Origin of the sequence: Aliivibrio sp. EL58 (assembly GCF_900312675.1) — a bacterium.
Lineage (GTDB): Bacteria > Pseudomonadota > Gammaproteobacteria > Enterobacterales > Vibrionaceae > Aliivibrio.
The window spans coordinates 692,253-714,574 of the sequence record NZ_OMPC01000009.1 but is presented as its reverse complement, the minus strand read 5'-3'; the positions used below and the strand labels follow the sequence as shown (position 1 = coordinate 714,574).

Below are 22,322 nucleotides of genomic sequence, written 5' to 3'. Positions count from 1 at the left end.
AGAAGCTTCATGGCTGAAGAAACGATTTTTAGTAAAATTATTCGCAAAGAGATCCCTGCGGATGTGGTTTATCAAGATGATTTAGTTACTGCGTTTCGTGATATTAACCCACGAGCACCAAGCCACGTTCTAATCATTCCAAACAAATTGATCCCAACCACTAATGATATAGAGGCTGAGGATGAGTTAGTCATGGGGCGCTTATTTACGGTTGCTAAGAAAATAGCAAAAGAAGAAGGCATTGCTGATGAAGGTTACCGTTTAATCGTTAACTGTAATCCACACGGTGGCCAAGAAGTTTATCATATTCATATGCACCTTGTGGGCGGACGTCCATTAGGTCCAATGCTGTTAAGTTAATAGTTCTCTATAATAAGGCTCCTATGTTTGGGGCCTTACTTTTTTCAACTAAAGAGCTAATTTATTTAAATGACATCATTATTTAAAAAATCCATCATTCTCTCTTTTACCCTAATGCTTTCGGGGTGTGCCAACCTGTCTGTTGGAAATCTATTCAGTCATTACTCTGCTCAAACTGACGAAACATACCAATTAGTTAAAAATGGTGAGGCTAAGATTGCCTATAGCGAAGAAGCCCCTGAAGCGGGTGGGCCAATTTTAGATAATTTAGAGCGTGGTCGTATTGCTTTATTGAGTGAACAATATGCAGAAAGTAAAGCGGATTTTGAAGGGGCAGAACAAGCAGTAAGAGTGCAAAGTGACCAAGCTGTCATCTCTGTATCAGATTCTGCGAACCAAGCCGGTTCATTAGTGACTAACGATAACTTGATCGATTATAAACCTGCAGATTATGAGTTGGGTTATTTGCACCTTTATCTTTCATTGAATTATTTAAAAAATAATGATTTAGAAGGCGCGTTGATTGAAGTTAGAAAAGCAAACTATATTCAAGAACAAGCGAAGCGAGACAGAGAAAAAGAGTTACGCTCAGCAGAAAAAGACGCTAAAAAGGAAGGGGTCGATGCTAATGTCGGCGCAATCTTAGCTAACTATCCTGATGTTGGTAATAAGCTGGCTGCTGTTCAGAATGGCTACCTTTTCTACTATTCTGGCTTGTTGTTTGAAACGAATCGAAATTATAGTGATGCTTATATTGATTATAAGCGAGCACTTGCGGTTGCTCCGAACAATAAAACAGTGATTGAATCTGTACAACGTCTCGCTCGCCGACTTGGCATGCGTAATGACATTAAGATGTTAGAGAAACAGTATGGGGCGTATCAAGCTCCTAATCGCTCTGATAGCCGTGTGATCATCATTGATGAGCAAGGAATAGTACCTCAGTTATCTGATTGGCGATTACGTTTACCAATGTGGGACAGCCAAGGTAATTTTGTTCAGTATAATTTATCGTTACCTTACTATAAGCAAGTGAAGCTTGAAGCCTTCTCACCACTTAAAGTGAACGAGCAAAGTGTCACATCTGATCGTTTATCTGACGTTACATTGATGGCGCGTAATGATCTTAATGAACGAATGCCTGCCATGGTTATTCGCCAAGCGCTGCGAGTCGTAGCAAAAGATGAATTGCGAAAAACATCAAGAAATACCAAAGAAGAAGAGTTAGCGAATGCACTATTAACTATTTTTAACTCACTCACAGAGCAGCCTGATACTCGTAGCTGGCAAACATTGCCATCACTAATTAGCGTAACCAGTTTGAATGTTGATGCGGGTGAAAATAAAATTCAATACCTAGGGAATGAGCTAGACTTTACAGTAAAAGAAGGACATACCGTTGTAGTTTGGGTTTCAAGGCAAGGAAACGCTGTCACATGGTGGCATAAACAATTAGGAGAAATATAATGAAAAAATGGCTTATCGTATTGTTGTTACCATTGGCACTAGCAGCATGTAGCTCAAGTCAAACGGCTGGCATTAGCGTGGATAGCAGTACTCAAAAAGTTCTTTTTGGTGATAATGTTCTTGGACATCGTTTATCGGTAGAGCAGATTAGCACTCAAGACAATAACGGTTTGGTTCGAGGTATTGTGTCAGTTACAAGTAAATTCTCAGGGGACCAACAACTTCAATACCGTTTTTATTGGTATGATGCTCAAGGGCTAGAAGTGAATGGTTCTGATTCACCTTGGCGTACTTTTATTGTTCGTGGTTTAGATACGATGAGCATTCAAGGTGTGGCAATAAAACCTGAAGCGACTCAATTTCGTGTTCAAATTCGTACATTAGAATAGAATTCTATTCATTTAAAATAGAAACCACTTACAAGAGGTAAATAAAATGAAAAAAAGTGTTGTTGCATTATTAGGCTTGGCTGTATTACTCGGTGGTTGTTCTAATAAAGTAAGTTACGGTGATGCTCAAGCGGTTGAAACAACAACAGTAGATTTTGGCTCAACGGATCTACAAAAGATTGCGGGTGAGATGACAGAAAGTATGTTGTCTTCTGGCGCTGTTGCTCAAATTACTCAAGGTAATCGTCCAATCGTTTTTGTTGAGAGCATCAAGAACAAAACAAGCGAGCACATTGATACTGAATCAGTAACGGATTCAATCAGTACTAAACTGCTTAATTCTGGTAAGTTCCGTTTTGTAGATATGGATCGTGTAGAAGCGGTACGTTCACAACTTAACTTCCAAAATAATGATGAGCTAGTAAACCAAAACACAGCAATTCAATTTGGTAAAATGGTCGGCGCTCAATACATGCTTTATGGCAACCTTTCTAGCATCGTGAAAAATGCAGGTAGCGACAAAGACGTTTACTACAAAATGACAATGCGTTTAATGGATTTAGAAACAGGCCTTATCGAATGGGCTGATGAAACTGAGATCCGTAAGCAGCAAGAGAAAAGCTTATTAGGTTGGTAATTACTAAACTCTAATTTGATGAGATGAAAGCCAGAGCGGGAAACTGCTCTGGCTTTTTTATATTTAGTACTATTAATGAGACACTTTGAAGAAGCCGACTTCTGTTTTTAACTCTTCAACTAATGCAACCATTTCTGTGTTCGCATCAATTGCTTGAGTTACACCTGATAAATTATCAACAACCATATTTTTAATATCTTCAACATTATGGGCAATATTTTGGTTCACAATTGATTGCTCTTCAGATGCTGTTGCAACGGATGAATTAATATCAACCAGTAACGTTACTTTCTCTGAAATATGATTAAATGCGTTTTCAATCTTACTTGATATTTTTGCTAAATCATCAGTCAGGTGTAAGTTGTTTTCCATTGAATCAACAGCTTTTGTTGCTTCAATTTGTAGGGTTGAAATAATGGTCTGAATATTTGCAGTCGAGTCTTGAGTTTTAACTGCCAGAGCCCTAACTTCATCAGCAACAACGGCAAATCCTCGGCCTTGCTCTCCTGCTCGAGCTGCTTCAATTGCGGCATTTAAAGCGAGCAGATTAGTTTGGTCTGAAATGTTTCCAATAACATCAACCACAGAACTGATGTTGTCTGATAAGATTTTTAATTCTTCAATAATACAAGAAGACTCCTTAACAGAAGATGAAACACGTTCAACGATAGATGATGACTCTTGTAGTGTTTTTAAACTATTAGAAGAGAGAATTAAGGTAGAGCTAGTTTCTCCCTCTGCAGATAGCGCATTCGCTGCAATATCGTTTGCGGTTGTTGCCATCTCAGTTATTGCTGCTGCGATATGGTCAATATGCTGAAGTTCTGATTCAGAACGCATCACATTGTTATTAGTAACCTCTGAGATTTGTTCCTGATGTTCAGATAATTTGTACATGATTATATTGGTTTTTGCCATAACATCAGAAATACGTGATTGTAAGCTTTCTAACGATTCAGTGATTAAATCTATTTCGTTCCCTGTTTTAGGTATTGATAGATTGGTAAAATCTCCACCAGCCATCAATTGAATGTTTTTTACAACACTTGGGATATGTGAAAGCTCTCTACGAACAATAATAAATTGAGCAAGAGTCAGAATTAAGCCAAGAGCAATAAGCACGCTAATTAAAGTAGCTTGAATATTTTGAGCATTTTGAAAGGTAATCGTTTGGTTAGTAAATATGTAACCGATAATCCCGTGAGAGAATGGTACTCTTACTAAACTAAAATAGTCCCCATCGCCAGTATCAATAAACATTGGACTGTCTGTCACTTCTTTATATGACGGTCGAATGTCAAATAAGTTTTTATTTACCCAATTAGTTGATTTCCTATCAGCCGCAACGATATATCCATCTTCAGTCGTTAACGCGAATTCTATGCCGTTGTCAGGTATTAAGGTATTTAAGTTAACGCCAACAGCTATTACGCCAACGACTTGGTTGTTAAATAGAAGCGGGGCACTGGCTGTGATCTCATAGGAATTGCTGTTTGATCGGTAAGGTGCTGATATGTTTACTTCTTTTTTATCATTAATAATGGTGTTGAACCATTCTCTATTGCCCTTTATGGCATTAAAATTTGGATTCCAGCCATTTGCACTAACAGAGAAAACATCGCCATTTAGGTTTGCTATGATGGTATTGCCGTATGCATTGTTTGATTTTACGATATTTTTTATATTATTTAATATCAGCTCTTCATCGAAAGGTTGATTTGGGTCTAATTCTAAGGCGGCAGACAATGACTTTATAGAGCCATATATTCCATTTATTGCTGTATTATAATTAGCTTGTGTCACATTGAGCGCAATCTTACTTGCATGGGTCATATTACTTTCTTTATATGACGTTAAAAATTTCTCCGATGCAATAATAGTTAAAGTAAGGATTATTAGTATAATTGAGCAGAAAATTAAGGTTATTTTTTTAATCATTTTGAAGGTTTATAATAGTTTGAGGCCGCACACCTTACACTGCTATTTTCAGGTTTGAAAATGAAATCTTCTTCTATTTAATAGGTTTTATTTTTTTTTATAAATAATATAAATCAACTCGTGTTTATCTTCTGTTTTTTATCATTATTCATATTCAATTTATTGTTTAGTAAAGGTTTTTATTTTCATTCTTTAGGGAGTGGTCATTGAATCTGTTACTTCCTATACAAGATTTTCTTTGCGGTGTTGAACGATTATTTTCAATCAAAGCTTGGGAAACCTGATGGAAAGGAGTATAAGTAGTGCTAGATAAATCAAAGAGAGAAATGCTATGAAACTGAATAAGTTAGAAAGTAAAAATCGTCGTATTCGTAAAAAATTATACTTAGGTGAGTTTGCGATTCTTGGTTTTGAAGTAAGCTGTACTACTGAATTTAAAGACTTTGACCAATATGATGTATTCGTAGATGACTTCATTGATTACATCAACAGCATTGAGCTATGTTTTGGTGGTGGTGGCCTAGAGCTATTTGAAGGCTTTATCTGTTCAACTGAGCGTTACCGTTCAGCAACAGCAGAAGAGCAGCTTCTAGTGGCTAACTGGTTAGACAGCCGTCCTGAAGTGAAAAAAGTAGAGATCAGTGAACTAGTTGATGCTAACTACCTGTAATATTCAGAAATAGTTTTATTCTGATTACTAATTAAATAAAAATCCGCCTTGTTTGGCGGATTTTTTGTTTTAGCTATACGTATTATGTCTAAATAGATCATTTAATTAATGATATTAGCAGTAAATTTATTTCTTCACACAAACAACGATAGCATTGCCTGAATCATCATTTAATGGTGTGATTTTTTCATAATCATGTTCAAACATGTGAACCTCAAAGTAAGGTTCTAACAGTGTTTTTAGTTGCTCAAAATCAACCGCAACCATTGGGTGCTTGTCATCCCAAACTTCTGTTACACCATCCGTTGTCTTTTCTATTTTAAGCAATAAGTGTTGTTGTTCACCTTCACCGCAATAGTTCCAACCTGATTGGAAGGAAAACTGGCTGCCTTCATGCTCTGCTGGATGTTTTACAAATGATCGATTGTCGATCTTGTTTCTTGCTACAGAGTTAAAACACAGCACGCCTTCTGGCTTTAATGCTGCATGAACACTGGCAATGCATTCTGACAGCTTTTCAATATTCGCATTGTAGTGAATCGAGTAAAGAAAACAGGTGATTAAATCCAGAGGTTCTTCAACCTTGAAGTTACTCATGTCATGCAAAATAAACTCAGCTTCAGGATTACGCTGTTTTGCAATATCAAGCATAGGTTGGTTTATGTCTAACCCTTTTGCTTGATATCCATAATTAATAAAGTGTTTAACGTGAGGGCCTGTACCACACGCTAAATCGAGATAATCTCTTCCTTGATTACCAAAGATTTGATGTATACGGCGAACAAAATTACTTTGCTCTTGATAATCGATATCCGCACACATTAAATCGTAATAGCCAGATAAATCAGTATATAAAGCGTTAGAGGACATTATAGTCTATCCAAAATAACACCAGTCTACTTTAAGTGTTTGATTAACCGCTTATTTGGAAAGGTATGTAATACCAATCGTAGTAAATAACTGTTCATCATAACTGGTTAAAATGCTCGATAACTACGTTGAAATTTTTGATTGTAGAATAACTACTTATCGAAAAATGTCGCCTTGTTCTCAAGCATTTTTCCTGCGTTATTTCTGATCACTTACTTACTGTGATTGGTATAAGAAGTACGTCTGATAAGGCGCTGTATTATTAGCCTTAAAGAGACGCGTAGGGCGCGGATAATAATTCAATTCTTTACGTTTGAATAGCGAAAACTATTAAGATTTTGAAATCAATTTTCACTGCAAATTAGAGACAAAATAAAAGCTATTGCTTAATTGTGATAAACTTTTATAAGCTTATGTTATTACGAGACTTATGGAGTAGATATGGATATTAATTTTGATGACTTTGGTTTACAAACAACGAAAGTGTCATTGCTGTCTGGTGGATTAACTAATGCCTGTTTAAAAGTCAAAGCGAAAGAGGGGACTTTTGTTTGGCGCCCTGTTTCTGAACAAGCGACATTACTTGGTGCGGATAGAGATAAAGAGCGAGATATATTAACAGCATTAGACGCAGTGCCTTTTGCACCTAAGGTTTACGATTCAAATGGCGAGGGTTTGTTGGTTGAGTGGTTCAAGGGAGAAGTCATTGAACTTAATAAAGCCAAAGACGTTGCAGTTGAACTATTGGTATCAGTTCACCAACTTGCTTTGGATGGGTTTAATGATGAACTTAAAAATGATGTGATGAGCTTAAAATCACGTATTTTGAGTTATTGGTCATCATTAGAACCAGAAAACCAAACAAATGAAATGCATGCTTATGTTGATTATTTTTCTCAAGAAGATGAACAGCCATTGTTTGCTCCTTGCTTATGTCACTTCGACATTGGTGCTTATAATATTATTGTCAAAGAGCAAGGGTATGGCTTAATTGATTGGGAATATGCTTCTATCGGGGATCCGAGTCAAGATCTAGCAACGATGATCATCGCGAATCAATTTGATGTTGATGAAGTTATTCACCGTTATTGCCAGCTACAAGACTTTGATGAAAAGAAATGGAAGCAGGCGGTAAATACATGGACGCCTTGGGTCTGTTTTATGGGGGCGTTATGGTTTTCGTTAGGTCACCAATTACTCAAAGACGATTGCTATCAAGATCTGGCTGAGCGAGAAATGAGCAAGCTCAAGAAATTATTACCATTAATTAAGAAATAAATCGGCAATTATCTAGGGTAGATCACTGTTCTCATTATTGCTCAAGTTAAGGGCTTTAAAACCTTATTTTTCATGGTAGATTAAATTTACTATATGGAAAATTCTTATTCAGGAAACAGGGGGTATACATGATTATTTATCTTCACGGCTTCGACTCAACAAGCCCTGGTAATCATGAAAAGATTATGCAGCTTCAGTTTATTGATGAAGACGTGCGCTTTATTAACTACAGTACTCTGCATCCTAAACATGACATGCAGTACTTATTAAAAGAAGTACATAAGGTTATTGAACAAGCTGGCGATCCAAGCCCAATTATTTGTGGTGTTGGCCTTGGTGGTTTTTGGGCTGAACGTATTGGTTTTTTATGTGGTATCCGTCAGGTTATCTTTAATCCTAACTTACACCCAGAAGTGAATATGGAAGGTCGTATTGATCGTCCTGAAGAGTATGCAGACATTGCGACTAAGTGTGTAGAAAAATTCCGTCAAAAGAATAAAGAACATTGTTTATGTATTTTATCTAAAAGTGATGAAATACGTGATAATGCAGAGGCGGCCGCAGAACTTGAACCTTATTACCAAGTTATTTGGGATGAAAATGAAACTCATAAGTTCAAGAAAATTTCTCAGCATCTTCAAGCAATGAAGGCATTTAAAGAGGCCGAAACCTTAATTTAATGCCTGCTTTGTAAATTCTATTTGGGTATAAGAACGACTGGCAACATAATAAAAACCTTACATTATCGTGAGGTTTTTTTGATCTAAACCAAAGAAATCACTTTTCGTTACAAAAAAAACACAATTTCATCATTTATTTTACACCTCAAAAGAAATCTTCTATATAACATCTATATATGCTTGATAACATCCGAAATACGGATATATAATGCAAAAAATAAAATAAAGAAGCATAAATTGCTCAAGTTAGCGTAACGTGAACGCTGTTTCCTCAAGACTCTGATGTTTGAACTGCTTAGTTAGCAAAACAAAGAGAGCACAAATTTTTTAATCTGAGTTACTCAGGTTAATACCGTTTTTATTTTTTAGAGGAAGATTGCAATGACTAAGATTGTTATTGTTGGTGGTGGAGCTGGTGGTCTAGAGCTTGCTACTAAATTTGGTCGTACATTAGGTCGTAAAGGTCGTGCAGAAGTTACTTTGGTTGATCGTAAAGCAAGCCATTTATGGAAACCATTGCTTCATGAAGTAGCAACTGGCTCTTTAGATGAAGGTGTTGATGCAATCAGTTACCGTGCTCATGCAAAAAATCATTCTTTTGATTTTCAAATGGGTAGCTTATGCGATATCAATCGCGAACGTAAATTCATCACACTGGCTGAAATTAAAGACGAGCACGATGAAGTACTTATTCCGACAAGAGAAATTGAATACGACTATTTGATTCTTGCGATTGGTTCTATATCTAATGATTTCAATACGCCTGGGGTTCGAGATAACTGTATCTTCCTAGACAGTCCTGAGCAAGCTCACCGTTTCCGTACTGAAATGAATAACCAGTTCTTAAAACTTCACATGCACCCAACACAAAAAACAGTCGACATTGCGATTGTTGGTGCTGGTGCAACAGGTGTTGAGCTTTCTGCTGAGCTTCATAATGCGGTTAAAGAACTGCGTTTATATGGTTTCGGTGACTTAGATTCTGCAAAACTAAACGTAAACCTAGTGGAAGCGGGTGAGCGTATTCTTCCTGCATTACCACCACGTATTTCTGCTGCAGCACACAGTGAGTTAACTAAACTGGGTGTAAATGTAAGAACGACAACAATGGTAACAAAGGCAGATTCTGAAGGTTTGCATACCAAAGATGGTGAGCTTATTCCTGCTCAGATCATGGTTTGGGCTGCGGGCATCAAGGCTCCAGATTTCATGAAAGACATTGCAGGTTTAGAAACTAACCGTATTAATCAGCTTGTTGTTAAACCAACGCTACAAACGACGCGTGATGACGATATTTTCGTTATTGGTGATTTAGCATCATGTGAAAAAGCAGATGGTGGTTTTGTTCCTCCTCGTGCTCAAGCTGCTCACCAAATGGCAAGTCATGCGTTTAAAAACATTGTTGCTAAAATGACAGACCGTGACATGAAACCATACGTATATAAAGATCATGGTTCTTTAGTTTCACTAAGTAACTTCTCAACGGTTGGTAGCTTAATGGGGAATTTAACTAAAGGCTCTATGATGGTTGAAGGTCGTATTGCACGCGTTGTATACATTTCACTGTATCGTATGCACCAGATTGCATTGCATGGTGTGTTTAAAACAACCTTAATTATGTTGGTTGGCCGTATTAACCGAGTACTGCGCCCAAACTTAAAACTTCACTAATAACGACGTTTTAAAAATAAATGAGTGAAAAGGCAGAGATACTTTGGTATTTCTGCCTTTTTTTATGATGGAATAACAAAAAATGTGCGCTAACTCACCGTAAATCATCTATAATGCGCGGCTAAATTATAGATCATTGAATACATAGACTGTTCGCTTAAGGAATCCACTTTATGTCATTTTCATCTCAAGGTTTTTCGCCTGAAGTCGTAAAAGCATTAACTGAATGTGGTTATCAGAAATTAACCCCAATCCAGCAAAAAGCCATTCCTTTGGCACGTAAAGGTCATGATATTCTTGCGAATGCTCAAACCGGTACTGGTAAAACGGCTGCATTTGCACTGCCTGTTATTCAGCAATTGCTTGATTCTAAAAAACTAGCGACTCGTCGCTCGGCGCGTGCATTAATCTTAGCGCCAACTCGTGAGCTTGCAGAGCAGATCGCAGGTAATATCGCTGATTACACAAAATACACATCGTTATCAGTAACGGCGGTATTTGGTGGTAAAAAAATGTCTTCTCAAGAGAGAGCATTAGATCCGGGTGTTGATATCTTGGTTGCGACTCCAGGTCGTCTTCAAGAGCACATCGAAGAGGGTAATGTCTCTATCGCTAATCTTGAATTTTTAGTTTTTGATGAAGCTGACCGTATGTTAGATATGGGCTTTGTTAACGCTATCCGTAATATCATGATGGAAGTGAACTCTGCACCACAAATCATGCTGTTCTCTGCGACATCTTCAGCGCAGATGAACAAGTTAGCAAGCGATATTCTACGTCGTCCAAAACGTGTTTCTGTTGATCGTGAAAACATGACGGCATCGACTATTGCTCACGTTGTTTATCCTGTCGATGAAGAGCGTAAAACTGAATTATTATCAGAATTGATTGGCCGTAAAAACTGGCAGCAAGTTCTGGTATTTGTAAACTACAAAGAGACAGCAAATAACATCGTTAAAGAGCTTAAGCTTGATGGCATTAAAGCGGTTATTTGTCATGGTGATAAAGCGCAAAGTGCTCGTCGCCGTGCATTAGAAGAGTTTAAAGAAGGCAAAGCTCGCGTAATGGTTGCAACAGATGTTGCTGCTCGTGGTCTTGATATTGCTGACTTACCACACGTAATTAACTACGATATGCCTTTCTTGGCTGAAGATTATGTTCACCGTATTGGTCGTACTGGTCGTGCTGGTAAAAAAGGTCATGCGGTTTCATTTGTTAGCCGTGAAGAAGAACTGACGGTTGTTCAAGTTGAAACACTAATTCAGCAACGTATTCACCGTGTAGTTCAAGCAGGTTACGAGCCTAAGAGCCGTGATGCTTACATTGAAAAAGTGAATACTAAAGCAGGATTTAGAGATCGTAAAGGTCGTACAAATAACGCGACTAATGTGAATCAAGATCAGGCTTCTGCAGAACGTCGTATGCGTTTGAAAAATGTAATTCAAAAGAAAGCTGGTATTACTAAGCTTAAAAAGTAGGAGAGTAAAATGGAACGTGATTATACTTTCTCTTGTTTAGTAACAATGCCGCGTCATGATCTTGAAGAGTTCAGTCATCGTGTGATTAGTCGTATGGTGCCTGAAGAGACAATAAAAGAGATCTTTACGTTTGAACAAGAAGAAACTGCAGATCCAGATCGTATGCAAACGGCTCAATTAGATGCCATGCTTCGTCTTGCTGCTGTCGCTCTTGGTGAAGTGACTCATGCATTTTCAGAGTCTGAAAACTCACAACAAAATAGCTTACGTATGATGCGTCTTGTTTTATGGCATGCTTATGCAATGTTATTTAATTTAGAAGAAGCGGTATCGTTAGAAGAGCACTGTGAATTGGTTGAGAAGATTTTAGCGAAACCGCCGACAGATGCGTTAAATTGGTTGCCAGTACTGTCTAAATTATTAAGTGACTATGCGGCGATTGCTGCGAAAAAATAAGTGATTTAATAGCACTAAACGGAAGGTTGAACGCGAAATCGTTCAGCCTTTTTTTATATCTAAATAAAAAAGCGGATACTCTTCCCGATTCACTGCATATGTATTTATATCTCGAAATATATAGTGATATTAGAACAAAAAATGACTGAAATACGTATTTAGAGTCATTTCACATTTATAAACTATCCATACTCTTATTACCTATTTTTTCTTTGATGTGCCAACCATATTTCATCAGTTAAATCAAAGGGATATTGTGGTGTTTTATTTACCATGTTACATACGTAAATAATGATTCGAAGAAAATTGCACGGAGTGCAATGGTTAATAATCAATGAGAATCAGATATTTGATTTGTTGAAATATGTAAACATGGAAGAAATAAAAATTATGAAAAAAATAAATAAAATAACTCTAGCAATATTGAGTTCTATGCTTAGTGGCTATGTATATGCATCGGATGAAATCCAAACAACTAATGTTGTTCCTTTTATTTCTGGTGGGCTATGTGAAAGTTTCAATGTGTATCCAGATTGGACACGTGGCGATCATGCAACAAATGGTGACATTATGGTGCATAAAAATATCGCTTATTCGGCAGTTTACTGGACACAAAGTATTCCTGGAAGTGATAGTTCATGGGCTCTCCACTTAAATTGTGATGGTTCAGAACCTGGTACTGCGCCAGTCCTTTCTTTACCAAATCCTCTGGATCCTATTCGTTTAGAAGTTGCTGGTTGGCCAAATACATTTGTGGTAGCTAGCCCATCTACATTAGCACCTGCGACACTAATTATTCAGACTAATAATAGCGATGTGTTAGCTGACGTGGAACAGCTTACGCGTGCGTTTGTGTCTATTATCGAGCAAGCTGAGACTGCTGGCAGTACATCGGTCATTATTAATTCAGATGTGTTGGATCTTGCAACCCGAGATAAAGGCGAATCTTTCGGTGCTATAGCAGTAAAACAAGCACTGATTAACGCAATTGACATCACGAACAGTAGCATTGATATTACAGCTATCAATGAACTATCTGATGATCTAAAAGGTTGGGCTCAAGCGCATAACCTAATTCTTAGCACTTTGGCTCCTACAATAAGTTTTGGTTGGTCACTGAGTATTGGTGATTTTGTATACGATACACATTCTGGTCGTCAATCAGTGTGGGATAAAGCGTCAGTATTCAGTGCTGATCTACTCGCTACGCTAGATTTATACGAACTAGGATCTGTAAACAAAGCTGATTTTATTGCGTTTACTAAATCAAGTACAACAGCAGCACTGACAAGTGAGCAATGGCATAACGCGTTAGAGTACGTGAAGCAAGTATCTGATTACGTTAAGAGTCCTGTGATGTTGGCTAATATGCCGACAAACCAAGCAGTAGACTACTTTATGGGGAATTCTGATAATAAACCTCAACTACGTAAAGCCGCATTTAGTAATGTATTTGCTCTAACGTTTGATCAAGATAGCCAAGATTTGGCAACTAAGATTGAGCATTATCAAAGTGCGAAAGTTCCATTGTACTACGTAGGCGAAGAGCTAGAGAAAGGATCATTAACTCGTATCGAAGCACTAAACCAACAGTTAGCTGCTGCTGAAAATGCGATGGACAATGAAGCGTTTTTATATGAAACACCACAATCACAGTGGGTTCCATCAACCGTGTATAAGTGGAATGATTTTCTAGATGGTTTGAATGCAATGCACAACATTGGTGTTGCAGGTAACAAGTTCTGGTTAATGAATGATGAAGTTGATGACGAAACAAACATCAAATATGCCAAAATTGCGATTGCAGCTTTCTTAGCACAAAGTATGCAAGAAACCATTCGCTACAATGCGTGTGATGAAAATAACTGGTCTGAAGTGAAGTATGGTGCACCAACCGATTACCCGATGACAGCTAGCTGCGGTCAACTTGGTCAGAAGTATGCAGATTACGGTGTGAACCCAGTGTCAGGTTTAGATTATGCCTACTCTTGTCCTCGTGACAATAAGATGGAAGTCACTGCCTTGACGCATGCTAAATGGTATGGCGCTCCTGCTCCAGTCTTTGCTGCTCCAGATGCTGTACTTGAAGAGCGTGGTTTATTGGTAAATGGACATGCTGGTCGTTGGACAAATAACGGCCACTGTAATGTAGTGCCAGAAAAAGTAGATACTTCTAAACAAGTATGGGAGCGTGATGAATGTAAAATTTACGTTGGTCAAAAAGCTGGTACGTTCATTTGGGATGGTAGTAGCCAAGAGAGTGTGGAAGGTTGCGGTTGGTGGGGACGTGGTGTTATCCAAACTACGGGTCGTCAAAACTTCGGTACACTTAACCACTACTTGGGACGCTCACATGTTGATCCCGAAACAATTGGTACAACGATTGATGGTGTAATGGTTGAAGCGCCACCAGCAAATCCACTTTATGCAGAGCTTGATTTTTGTTCAAATCCAGGTTTGATCTGTAGCTCTGAAGAGAACAAAGAAATTAAGTGGATCGCAGGCTTGTTCTACTGGGTAACATCAGTACAGGCATACAATGATGAAGGTGGTCAATATGGTGACTGGAACTATTATAACGAGCTTAAAAAGTACGTAGATAGTGGCTTGAAAGGAACTCAATTTATTGATGATGTTTCTGGTATTGTAAACCGTGGTTGTCCTGATACAACGTGTTCAACAGGCGATGTTCATAACATTAAAGAGCGTCAAGATAACTTCAAATTAGTATTACAAAAATTAGGTCTTAACCCACAATAAACAGTCAATCCTGTTTAATATAATTGTTTTTTGAGCTGATGCCGAACGCTTAAGAAATTAAAAGGGTAGTACTAATATATGAAAATCCCCATTAATAATGATTAATGGGGATTTTTTATTGAACCGGACAATTAAGATTGAAGACTCTCTTCTTCCGAATCAATCTCGCCTTTGCCTTTTGATTTTACAATCACTAGACCTGCAATTACACATGCTGAAACAACGCCCGTAATGGTAGATAGCGTCATCGGTAAGCCAAAGCCAAGTTGACTGTTATTTAAGATGAATGTGATACATACGCTTGTCATGAATACGGCTGGTACCGTCGCAACCCAATGTAACTTGTTGTGACGAAGTAGGTAAGCAGAAGCGGTCCATAGCATCATTACAGCCGTTGTTTGGTTAGCAAAACCGAAGTAGCGCCAGATAATGCCGAAATCTACTTGAGTTAAGATACCACCAAGAACGAACAGTGGAAGCGCCATAAGTAGTCGATTACGCAGTGTTTTCTGTTCCATGTTGAAATATTCAGCAAGGATTAAACGGCTTGAACGGAATGCAGTATCACCAGAGGTAATTGGTAGAATAACTACACCTAAGAACGCTAGGATGCCACCAAATGTACCTAGAAGACCGAATGATGATGCGTAAACTACGTTACCAGGACCACCGTTTGCAACCGCTGCTTGAAGTGCTTCCATACCATCAAAGAAAGACAGAGCGATAGCACACCAGATCAGAGCGATAATACCTTCACCAATCATTGCGCCGTAGAATACAAAACGACCATTCTTTTCATTTTCCATACAACGCGCCATTAGCGGAGATTGCGTTGCGTGGAAACCAGAGATAGCACCACAAGCGATAGTGATAAATAGTGCAGGCCATAATGGTAAGTCGTTCGGGTTCATGTTGGTAAACATCTCACTTGGCTCATAGCCACCAAGCACAGAATGATCACTTGATAGTGCGATTGCAGAAATTAAGCCAACAGACATGAAGATTAATAGAGCACCAAATAGCGGATAGAAGCGTCCGATAATTTTATCAACTGGTACAATGGTCGCTAAGATGTAATATCCAAAAATGATAACAACCATCGCCGTCATTGTGATGCCCAAATCAAATTGATCATTCATTAGGTTAGTTAGCATGCTTGCAGGAGCAGAAACGAATACCACACCAACAAGAAGTAAAAGAACAATCGCGAACACATTCATAAAGTGTTTTGCGCCATTACCTAGGTATTTACCAGTAATAGTAGGGACTGACGCACCACCATTACGAATAGACAGCATACCGGAGAAGTAATCGTGTACTGCACCTGCAAAAATACAGCCTAGTACAATCCATAACATAGCTGCAGGGCCGTAAAGGGCACCCATGATTGGGCCAAAAATTGGACCGACGCCTGCAATATTAAGAAGTTGAACTAGGTATACTTTTGGTGTCGACATTGGAACAAAGTCTACGCCATCTGTTTTTGTATGAGCGGGGGTTTTTCTGTCTTCTTTAATACCAAAGATTTTTTCAATAAACGCACCGTAGATGAAGTAACCACCGATAAGTGCTGCAACGCAGGTTAGAAACCAAACCATAATTTATTCCTTGTTTGAATTACTGGTTAAATAGATAAATTAATATGCTGGCTATCATACTGATGGACGTAAAGAGTTCACGCCCAAAAAAGGTGAGTGGTTATGAGGAGGGGTTAAGTGGTGTTATTTAATCTTGAGTGGTTTTAAACCATTTTTATTAATGCTGAATTCCTAATCGCTCTTTGATTTCTTTTAGGTAACGTCGGCTGACTTGAGCTATATGACCACTTTGAGTGAGGATCTCACTTGTACCATTATCATGTAATTTAATCTCTCGAATGAAATGGGGGTTAATTAAAAATTGGCGATGGCAGCGAATGAGTGGGGTTTTCTCTTCAAGCACTTTTAATGTTAATTGTGTACAAGCGGTTTCTGTTTTTGTTAGCAGTTGAACCCCTGAAGCTTGAATACTTGCAACCTCAAGTTCTTGTGCTGGCAAAAGAAGGATCCTATTGTGTCCAGAGCAGGGGATTAGAGCGATCTCGGTCTGCGCGATAGGGGATAAATCTTGTTTGGTTTCTGCAGCTAATAAGCGTTTTACTGTTTTTTCAAGGCGGCAAGGCTCGATTGGTTTGAGTAGATAATCAAAGGCATTATCTTCAAAGGCTTTTACAGCAAACTCATCATAAGCGGTAACAAAAACCACATTTGGCATGGTTTCAGGATCAAGCATGCTAATTAAGTCCATCCCTGTGATCTTTGGCATTTGGATATCAAGAAAGACCACATCAGGCTTTAGTTGATTTATCTGCTTTAATCCATCAATTGCGTTACCACACTCGGCAATAACATCAATGTGACCAATTTCATTTAATTGTTCAATTAACTCTTCACGAGCAAACAGTTCGTCGTCAATCACAATGGCTTTAAGCATGATTTATCGTCTCTAATGGTAAGTGAATAGTGGCTTTGGTTTGTTTGTTTTCAATACAAGATAGCGTTAATCCAAACGCATCACCAAATTGATTTTTTAAGCGTTTATCAACAATGGTTGTGCCTAAGCCATCGCTGCTGGTTTGTTCTACGTATAGTCCTGCATTATCTATAACCTCAAGAATGACTTGATGGTGGGATAGATAAGCGTTGATTTTTATCTCTCCTTCTTCAAACATATTAGACGTTCCATGTTTGATCGCATTCTCGACTAAAGGTTGAAGAGTGAATGTAGGAAGTTTTAATGAGTATAAGCTTTCATCCACATCGATAGTGACGGTTAGTCTATCTGCAAAGCGAGCCAGTTCAATTTCTAGATAAGATTGTACGTGATGCAGTTCTTCTTTTAAGGTAACTTGCTCAAAGTTCTGCTTTAAATTTCGACGGAAAAATTGTGATAAATGCTGAATTAATTCACGGGCCCGATTGGGATCTCGTCGAATTACGGCACTAATGGTATTTAATGCATTGAATAAGAAATGAGGATTGACTTGAGCTTGTAATAAACGCAATTCGGCTTGGGTTAATAGCGTTTGTTGTTGTAAATATCGCCCAGCTAGAATTTGGTTAGAGAGCAATTTAGCAATGCCTTCGCCTAATGTTAGGTTGATATAAGAAAATAGTTTCAGTTTTGGCTCATACAGTTTAATAGTACCAATAACCTCATTATTCACCCCAATAAGAGGAATAACCAGTGCTGATCCGAGTTTACATTTGTCATCAATAGAGCATTGATAAGGGTATTCATCCCCATCGATGTACATCACTTTACTTTGCTTTATGGCTTTTCGAGTGTAATCAGAAGCGATAGGAGTGCCAGGTAAGTGGTGGTCATCTCCAATACCAATAAAAGCTAATATTTTCTCTTTATCGGTAATAGATACCGCGCCAACCCCCGTCTCTTCATAGATGATTTTGGCTATTTGCTCACTGTTTTCTTGGTTGAAACCTTGGCTTAATATACCGACAGAACGTTGAGCAATATTAAGGGCTTTATTAGAGAATGCTGCGGAGTACTTTTCATAAATCGTTTTTCTATCTTGGATAATACTCATGAACATGGCGGCCCCAACTGAATTGGCGACAACCATAGGTAAAATGATAGAGGAGACAAGTGCATAAGCTTGATCAAATGGTTTGGCTACTATTAGAATGATGGTCATTTGTAATAGCTCTGCAATAAAGGCAATCATTAAAACCGTTCTTGGTTTAAATAATTGATCTATTTGATTTTTACGAACAAAGTATAAATGAAACAATCCACCAAGAAGCCCCTCAGCTGTCGTTGATATAGCACAGGCTAGATCGGTGAATCCTCCCATAGAGTATCGATGTAAGCCTCCCGTTAGGCCAACAAAGAAACCAACTAAAGGGCCACCTAGCACTCCTCCCATTACTGCACCAATTGCTCTTGTATTAGCAATCGCATCTTGAATAGCAAGGCCAAAATAAGTACCTAAAATACAGAAGCCAGAAAAGATGATGTAGCAAAGAAAACGGTGGCTCCAACGTCCTGAAATAGTCGTAATAGGAAGAAATAGAGGGGTCTTACTTAATAAATAAGCAAGAACAAGATAAACACTCAATTGTTGTAGCAGGGAAAACACCAATTCCATGAAGATTCTCAACTAATATGCAAGATCTCTAGTGTAATCGTAATTAGGAATACTGTCTAAATAGAAGAGGGGGAAACTGGATGTAATGAGTTATAAAAAATGATGCTAGCGACTTAAATTTAAGAATGCAATAAATGAAATGTAAGATTTCATAAATGATACTTGTGATCTTTGCTGCTCGTAAATAGAATGCGCTTCCTAAACATTTTTTTAACTATTACACCTTTTTTTGAGGCATCGAAATGTCGAACAAACTTGCAAATCCAGCACCATTAGGCTTAATGGCTTTTGGTATGACAACTGTGTTATTAAACCTGCATAATGCTGGTTTCTTTCCTTTAAATACTGCGATCTTATCAATGGGTATTTTTTACGGTGGTCTTGCACAAGTAATCGCAGGCATCATGGAGTATAAAAAGGGTAATACATTTGGTACTACAGCATTTACTTCTTACGGTTTCTTCTGGTTATCTCTTGTTGGCTTAATTCTTATGCCAGAAATGGGGCTAGGCCAAGCAACGTCAGCAGCATTCATGGGTTGGTACCTTGCAATGTGGGGTGTATTAACATTCTTCTTATTCTTGGGTACATTCAACTACCCACGTGCTAAGCAAGTTGTATTCGGTAGCTTAACTATCTTGTTCGCATTGCTTTCAGCTCGCGACTTCACTGGTAGCGTATTAATTGGCCACATGGCTGGTTATGTTGGTCTATTCTGTGGTTTAAGTGCTATGTACTTCTCTATGGCTCAAGTAATTAATGGTGAATACGGTCGTACTGTATTACCTGTTGGTGAAATGAAAACAAAAGAAACAGCTGCAGTTACTGCATAAGTTTCTATTCATAAAATAGCAAAAGGCAGCTTACTATTAGTTAGTAAGCTGCCTTTTTTGTATGTGCTATATTTCAATTAGCGATATAAACCCATCAATGCTTCTTGAGTATCAGCAATCTGACTTTCGATATTCGTTTGATCTTCAATTCCCAATTGCTTTTGGGCTTCTTCTTTTGATAACCCCAGATGGCAGCAAAGCATGTCAATCGCCATTAGGTAAGTTTCTTTCTCTGTCATGTTCGGTCCTTGAGCATTATTTATTTTGATTCATTAAGGACAAGTTAAACCTAAATAAAAAAGCGTGCAATACGACTTAAGTCTAACCCTCTTAATTTACCATTCAGGCTTTAGTTGTTTAAAAAGTAGTGAATAAAGGTAAATAGGAGATAAGAAAGTGTATCAAAGTGCGTCAAGCCCTTGTGTTTATAGGAAATGGCACTATCTTATGGGTATACCTATTAAGCGTGCTAGATGCGTTTGGTTCCAACTCAAAATAAAAAAATAAATGAGTTGAATTAATTATTAACTGGAGAGAAAGATAAATGAAGCGTATTGCGCTGTTTTTAGCAACAAACTTAGCTGTGATGATTGTATTCAGTATTGTTCTGAATATTGTTTATGCGGTTACGGGGATTCAACAAGGTAGCCTTTCTGGTTTACTTGTTATGGCTGTATTGTTCGGTTTTGGTGGTTCGTTAGTTTCTCTAATGATGTCAAAATCAATGGCATTACGTTCAGTAGGTGGTGAGGTTATTGAACAACCTCGTAATGAAACTGAACATTGGTTAATGCAGACGGTAGCTCGTCAAGCGCAGCAAGTTGGTATTGGTATGCCAACGGTTGCAATTTACGACTCGCCTGATATGAATGCTTTTGCTACTGGTGCTAAGCGTGATGATTCATTGGTTGCAGTATCAACAGGCTTACTTCACAGCATGACTCGTGATGAAGCTGAAGCGGTTCTTGCTCATGAAGTGAGTCACATTGCAAATGGCGATATGATAACAATGACGTTAATGCAAGGTGTCGTGAATACCTTCGTTATTTTCTTATCACGTATGATTGCAAATGCTGTTAGTGGTTTTACGTCAAACGATGAAGAAGGTGAGGGCGAAGGTGGTAGTTTTATGACGTATTTCATCGTTTCTACTATTCTTGAAATTGCGTTTGGTTTCTTAGCAAGCTTCTTGACGATGTGGTTTAGTCGTCATCGCGAATTCCATGCTGATGCAGGTGCTGCACAGTTGGTTGGTAAAGAGAAAATGATCGCGGCATTAGAGCGCTTACGTACGGGACAGGAGTCTCAACTAGAAGGTTCTATGATGGCTTTCGGCATTAACGGTAAGCACACATTAATGGAATTACTAATGAGCCACCCGCCATTAGATAAACGTATTAATGCATTACGCCAAATGTAATTTAGTAAGATCATAAGATATTTAATAAGCCCGAGGTAAATCTCGGGTTTTTTCTGTCTTGAGATCACATAAATCTTTTACCTATGCGCATTAAGAGTTATAGTCTGCCTCTAATTTAAATTAAGACATTTAGGATCTACCTTGACTAATAACGACGTTCTACGACGCATTCGCTATACTTTTGATTTTGACGATACAAAAATGATCGCACTGTTTGGTGCCGCTGATCTTAAAGTAACTCGTGAAGAAGTATGTAACTGGTTAAAAGCGGATGACGATAAAGACTATAAAAGTTGTCAAGATGTTCAATTAGCAACGTTTCTAAATGGTTTAATCAATGATCGTCGTGGTAAGCGTGAAGGCGAGCAACCAAAGCCTGAAGAAAAACTAACGAACAACATCATTCTTAAAAAACTACAAATTGCTTTAAACTTAAAAGCAGATGATGTTTTAGATCTTATGAAGTTAGTTAACTTCCGTCTGAGTAAGCACGAATTAAGCGCTTTCTTCCGCAAGCCAGATCATAAACACTACCGTATTTGTAAAGACCAAGTTCTACGTAACTTTTTACAAGGCGTTCAACAAGATCTACGTGGTGAAGCAGAACCTGAACTAGAAAGCGAATAAGCTTTTTCTTTACCATAATAAAAAACCACGATTATCATTTAATGAGTCGTGGTTTTTTTGTATTTCTTAGCTAGTATTTTTATGAAGTTAGAAACTCCATTGCATACTCATAACGATAATGCCGGGTAGAATAAACCCGGCTTCTACGCCAAAATAATCGGTGAAATTGTATTGTGCCGCATGATAGATATAAGGGGCAAAAGCAACACCGAACTTCTCTTTTGAGGTTTTATATATCCCGCCGTCACCACAATCTTCAAAGGCATCGACAAAGAATTCACCTGCGTATGAATACATCCCTTTAATCACAAGTTTGCTATTCACGCGATACCAGTCTTTTCGAACACCAATAAGCATACAGCGATTGGCTTGGCTATTTAAAAAGGTTCCTAGCATGAAGCTGTAATCAGAATCTTCCGAAAACTTTCGCTCAACAGAAAAATATTGATTACCAAAGTATTGATGAGAGTCTGGATCGTAGGGAACTAAATGATAGAGGAATGACCCTGTGTTTACAGAGTAAAGGGATAATTCACTAGGTTCCTCTTCCGCGCTGATCTCAACAGGAAGTAATGAAATAAAAAATAACAAAGATAAAAAGTAAGACTTCATAACTCAAAAATGTGAAAAAAATGTAGATG

21 protein-coding genes are annotated in these 22,322 nt (G+C 38.1%); 14 read left to right on the top strand and 7 right to left on the bottom strand.

Going from position 1 to position 22,322, the window contains the following annotated elements:
• The first annotated feature begins 9 nt into the window (after positions 1 to 9).
• From hinT to lpoB, 4 genes are all read left to right on the top strand, one after another.
• On the top strand, positions 10 to 360 hold the full coding sequence (hinT, locus tag ED622_RS14145) for a purine nucleoside phosphoramidase (RefSeq protein WP_122035091.1): 351 nt from the start codon (positions 10 to 12) through the stop codon (positions 358 to 360).
• Positions 361 to 429: 69 nt separating this feature from the next.
• Positions 430 to 1,827, top strand: coding sequence for a COG3014 family protein (locus ED622_RS14140; RefSeq protein WP_122035089.1), 1,398 nt, complete (start codon positions 430 to 432; stop codon positions 1,825 to 1,827).
• Positions 1,827 to 2,216 (top strand): YcfL family protein, encoded by a 390-nt coding sequence (locus ED622_RS14135; protein ID WP_122035087.1) that lies wholly within the window; start codon positions 1,827 to 1,829, stop codon positions 2,214 to 2,216. Before ED622_RS14140 ends, ED622_RS14135 begins: the two co-directional genes overlap by 1 nt.
• Positions 2,217 to 2,262: 46 nt before the next feature.
• On the top strand, positions 2,263 to 2,853 hold the full coding sequence (lpoB, locus tag ED622_RS14130; RefSeq protein WP_122035085.1) for a penicillin-binding protein activator LpoB: 591 nt from the start codon (positions 2,263 to 2,265) through the stop codon (positions 2,851 to 2,853).
• 72 nt (positions 2,854 to 2,925) lie between these two features.
• Here the strand turns inward: lpoB and ED622_RS14125 are convergent, their stop codons facing one another.
• Positions 2,926 to 4,686: a methyl-accepting chemotaxis protein gene (locus ED622_RS14125; RefSeq protein ID WP_305764685.1), complete on the bottom strand. Its 1,761-nt coding sequence runs from the start codon at positions 4,684 to 4,686 to the stop codon at positions 2,926 to 2,928.
• A 436-nt stretch (positions 4,687 to 5,122) separates the two neighbouring features.
• Between ED622_RS14125 and ED622_RS14120 the strand changes: the two genes are divergently transcribed.
• On the top strand, positions 5,123 to 5,461 hold the full coding sequence (locus tag ED622_RS14120) for a YggL family protein (protein WP_045101861.1): 339 nt from the start codon (positions 5,123 to 5,125) through the stop codon (positions 5,459 to 5,461).
• Positions 5,462 to 5,587: 126 nt separating this feature from the next.
• On the opposite strand, the gene ED622_RS14115 is transcribed toward ED622_RS14120, so the two are convergent.
• A complete protein-coding gene (locus ED622_RS14115) occupies positions 5,588 to 6,331 on the bottom strand; it encodes a class I SAM-dependent methyltransferase (protein ID WP_122035081.1) in 744 nt (247 codons plus the stop codon).
• A 441-nt stretch (positions 6,332 to 6,772) separates the two neighbouring features.
• On the opposite strand from ED622_RS14115, the gene ED622_RS14110 reads away from it, so the two are divergent.
• The 6 genes from ED622_RS14110 (at position 6,773) to ED622_RS14085 (ending at position 14,654) form a co-directional block, all read left to right on the top strand.
• Positions 6,773 to 7,609, top strand: coding sequence for a phosphotransferase (locus tag ED622_RS14110; RefSeq protein WP_122035079.1), 837 nt, complete (start codon positions 6,773 to 6,775; stop codon positions 7,607 to 7,609).
• 128 nt (positions 7,610 to 7,737) lie between these two features.
• Positions 7,738 to 8,289 carry an alpha/beta hydrolase YcfP gene (gene ycfP, locus ED622_RS14105; protein ID WP_122035077.1) on the top strand — a complete coding sequence of 184 codons (552 nt, stop codon included), beginning with the start codon at positions 7,738 to 7,740 and terminating at the stop codon, positions 8,287 to 8,289.
• Positions 8,290 to 8,670: 381 nt separating this feature from the next.
• On the top strand, positions 8,671 to 9,960 hold the full coding sequence (locus tag ED622_RS14100) for an NAD(P)/FAD-dependent oxidoreductase (protein WP_122035075.1): 1,290 nt from the start codon (positions 8,671 to 8,673) through the stop codon (positions 9,958 to 9,960).
• A 173-nt stretch (positions 9,961 to 10,133) separates the two neighbouring features.
• The gene (locus tag ED622_RS14095; protein WP_122035073.1) at positions 10,134 to 11,438 is read left to right on the top strand and encodes a DEAD/DEAH box helicase; all 1,305 of its coding nucleotides are present in this window, start codon (positions 10,134 to 10,136) and stop codon (positions 11,436 to 11,438) included.
• Between the two features lie 9 nt (positions 11,439 to 11,447).
• The gene (locus ED622_RS14090) at positions 11,448 to 11,894 is read left to right on the top strand and encodes an exoribonuclease R (RefSeq protein ID WP_122035070.1); all 447 of its coding nucleotides are present in this window, start codon (positions 11,448 to 11,450) and stop codon (positions 11,892 to 11,894) included.
• A gap of 390 nt (positions 11,895 to 12,284) precedes the next feature.
• A complete protein-coding gene (locus ED622_RS14085; RefSeq protein ID WP_122036119.1) occupies positions 12,285 to 14,654 on the top strand; it encodes a cellulose-binding domain-containing protein in 2,370 nt (789 codons plus the stop codon).
• A gap of 131 nt (positions 14,655 to 14,785) precedes the next feature.
• On the opposite strand, the gene ED622_RS14080 is transcribed toward ED622_RS14085, so the two are convergent.
• From ED622_RS14080 to ED622_RS14070, 3 genes are all read right to left on the bottom strand, one after another.
• On the bottom strand, positions 14,786 to 16,252 hold the full coding sequence (locus ED622_RS14080; protein WP_122035068.1) for a carbon starvation protein A: 1,467 nt from the start codon (positions 16,250 to 16,252) through the stop codon (positions 14,786 to 14,788).
• A gap of 157 nt (positions 16,253 to 16,409) precedes the next feature.
• On the bottom strand, positions 16,410 to 17,126 hold the full coding sequence (btsR, locus tag ED622_RS14075; protein ID WP_122035066.1) for a two-component system response regulator BtsR: 717 nt from the start codon (positions 17,124 to 17,126) through the stop codon (positions 16,410 to 16,412).
• A complete protein-coding gene (locus tag ED622_RS14070; protein WP_122035064.1) occupies positions 17,119 to 18,801 on the bottom strand; it encodes a sensor histidine kinase in 1,683 nt (560 codons plus the stop codon). Before ED622_RS14070 ends, btsR begins: the two co-directional genes overlap by 8 nt.
• 242 nt (positions 18,802 to 19,043) lie before the next feature.
• Between ED622_RS14070 and ED622_RS14065 the strand changes: the two genes are divergently transcribed.
• Entirely contained in the window at positions 19,044 to 19,634 is a 591-nt protein-coding gene (locus ED622_RS14065) for a GPR1/FUN34/YaaH family transporter (RefSeq protein ID WP_122035062.1), read from the top strand.
• A gap of 77 nt (positions 19,635 to 19,711) precedes the next feature.
• Here the strand turns inward: ED622_RS14065 and ED622_RS14060 are convergent, their stop codons facing one another.
• Positions 19,712 to 19,873, bottom strand: coding sequence for a heat-shock protein HtpX (locus tag ED622_RS14060; RefSeq protein WP_122035060.1), 162 nt, complete (start codon positions 19,871 to 19,873; stop codon positions 19,712 to 19,714).
• A 305-nt stretch (positions 19,874 to 20,178) separates the two neighbouring features.
• Here ED622_RS14060 and htpX point away from each other — a divergent pair, with 305 nt between their 5' ends.
• Positions 20,179 to 21,054 carry a protease HtpX gene (gene htpX, locus ED622_RS14055; protein ID WP_122035058.1) on the top strand — a complete coding sequence of 292 codons (876 nt, stop codon included), beginning with the start codon at positions 20,179 to 20,181 and terminating at the stop codon, positions 21,052 to 21,054.
• A gap of 141 nt (positions 21,055 to 21,195) precedes the next feature.
• Entirely contained in the window at positions 21,196 to 21,681 is a 486-nt protein-coding gene (locus ED622_RS14050; RefSeq protein WP_122035056.1) for a DUF1456 family protein, read from the top strand.
• A gap of 87 nt (positions 21,682 to 21,768) precedes the next feature.
• Here the strand turns inward: ED622_RS14050 and ED622_RS14045 are convergent, their stop codons facing one another.
• Positions 21,769 to 22,293, bottom strand: a complete 525-nt coding sequence (locus ED622_RS14045) for a hypothetical protein (RefSeq protein WP_122035054.1) — start codon at positions 22,291 to 22,293, stop codon at positions 21,769 to 21,771.
• Positions 22,294 to 22,322: the final 29 nt, after the last annotated feature.

Bases quoted from the DNA above. Each gene is read 5' to 3' on its own strand.
- hinT (WP_122035091.1), top strand. From the start codon at position 10: ATGGCTGAAGAAACGATTTTTAGTAAAATTATTCGCAAAGAGATCCCT.
- ED622_RS14140 (WP_122035089.1), top strand. From the start codon at position 430: ATGACATCATTATTTAAAAAATCCATCATTCTCTCTTTTACCCTAATG.
- ED622_RS14135 (WP_122035087.1), top strand. From the start codon at position 1,827: ATGAAAAAATGGCTTATCGTATTGTTGTTACCATTGGCACTAGCAGCA.
- lpoB (WP_122035085.1), top strand. From the start codon at position 2,263: ATGAAAAAAAGTGTTGTTGCATTATTAGGCTTGGCTGTATTACTCGGT.
- ED622_RS14125 (WP_305764685.1), bottom strand. From the start codon at position 4,686: ATGACCCATGCAAGTAAGATTGCGCTCAATGTGACACAAGCTAATTAT.
- ED622_RS14120 (WP_045101861.1), top strand. From the start codon at position 5,123: ATGAAACTGAATAAGTTAGAAAGTAAAAATCGTCGTATTCGTAAAAAA.
- ED622_RS14115 (WP_122035081.1), bottom strand. From the start codon at position 6,331: ATGTCCTCTAACGCTTTATATACTGATTTATCTGGCTATTACGATTTA.
- ED622_RS14110 (WP_122035079.1), top strand. From the start codon at position 6,773: ATGGATATTAATTTTGATGACTTTGGTTTACAAACAACGAAAGTGTCA.
- ycfP (WP_122035077.1), top strand. From the start codon at position 7,738: ATGATTATTTATCTTCACGGCTTCGACTCAACAAGCCCTGGTAATCAT.
- ED622_RS14100 (WP_122035075.1), top strand. From the start codon at position 8,671: ATGACTAAGATTGTTATTGTTGGTGGTGGAGCTGGTGGTCTAGAGCTT.
- ED622_RS14095 (WP_122035073.1), top strand. From the start codon at position 10,134: ATGTCATTTTCATCTCAAGGTTTTTCGCCTGAAGTCGTAAAAGCATTA.
- ED622_RS14090 (WP_122035070.1), top strand. From the start codon at position 11,448: ATGGAACGTGATTATACTTTCTCTTGTTTAGTAACAATGCCGCGTCAT.
- ED622_RS14085 (WP_122036119.1), top strand. From the start codon at position 12,285: ATGAAAAAAATAAATAAAATAACTCTAGCAATATTGAGTTCTATGCTT.
- ED622_RS14080 (WP_122035068.1), bottom strand. From the start codon at position 16,252: ATGGTTTGGTTTCTAACCTGCGTTGCAGCACTTATCGGTGGTTACTTC.
- btsR (WP_122035066.1), bottom strand. From the start codon at position 17,126: ATGCTTAAAGCCATTGTGATTGACGACGAACTGTTTGCTCGTGAAGAG.
- ED622_RS14070 (WP_122035064.1), bottom strand. From the start codon at position 18,801: ATGGAATTGGTGTTTTCCCTGCTACAACAATTGAGTGTTTATCTTGTT.
- ED622_RS14065 (WP_122035062.1), top strand. From the start codon at position 19,044: ATGTCGAACAAACTTGCAAATCCAGCACCATTAGGCTTAATGGCTTTT.
- ED622_RS14060 (WP_122035060.1), bottom strand. From the start codon at position 19,873: ATGACAGAGAAAGAAACTTACCTAATGGCGATTGACATGCTTTGCTGC.
- htpX (WP_122035058.1), top strand. From the start codon at position 20,179: ATGAAGCGTATTGCGCTGTTTTTAGCAACAAACTTAGCTGTGATGATT.
- ED622_RS14045 (WP_122035054.1), bottom strand. From the start codon at position 22,293: ATGAAGTCTTACTTTTTATCTTTGTTATTTTTTATTTCATTACTTCCT.